Origin of the sequence: Leucobacter sp. M11 (assembly GCF_035726885.1) — a bacterium.
Classification (GTDB): Bacteria; Actinomycetota; Actinomycetes; order Actinomycetales; family Microbacteriaceae; genus JAPFRB01.
On sequence record NZ_JAPFRB010000005.1, the window covers coordinates 181,679 to 182,335 of the forward strand.

Genomic DNA, 657 nt, shown 5'->3' on the forward strand with positions numbered 1-657 from the left:
TGCTTCGGGTGAATCCGCTGCGTCACGGGCATCGGGCGGCCAGCCCACCCTCATCGGCGGCCTGAAGACCCCGGATCAGGTGCCCTCGACCGCGAAACAACCGCGGGCGAAGCCGTCGGGGCAGCGTGCCCAGCCGGGGACCTCGGGGCAGCCCCCGCAGTCGGCGCAGTCACCCGCGCGTCCCGCGCCCGCGGGCGGCGCGCTCGCCGAGGAGCCGAGCCCGGGGCAGTTTGGCCCCGGGGCGACCCGGGACCTGACGGGCGCGGAGATCGCGCACGTCGAGCTGAGCTACGCCCCGGAGGACGACCGGGACCCGGATCCCGGCGAGGTCGTCTGGACCTGGGTGCCCTACGAGGAGCACGACGGGCGGGGCAAGGACCGCCCGGTGCTCATCGTCGGCCGCGTCGAGTCCGGGGTGGCGGGCTGCTTCCTGACGAGTAAGTCCCACGACCGGGACGGCGACTACGTCTCGATCGGCTCCGGCCCCTGGGATTCGAAGGGGCGCGAGAGCTGGCTGAACATGGACCGGGTGCTGCTCATCACCGAGGACGGGATGCGCCGCGAGGGGCACGCCCTCGACCCGGAGACCTTTGCGCGCGCCGCGCAGCGCCTCCAGCAGCGCTTCGGCTGGCAGATTGCGAAGCGCGACTGAGCAAA

General features: G+C 73.5%; 1 protein-coding gene. It reads left to right on the plus strand.

The features are described 5' to 3' along the window. Positions 1-652 (plus strand): type II toxin-antitoxin system PemK/MazF family toxin (locus OOT08_RS16210; protein ID WP_325093859.1); only part of this gene is annotated, 652 nt, incomplete at its 5' end. Positions 653-657: the final 5 nt, after the last annotated feature.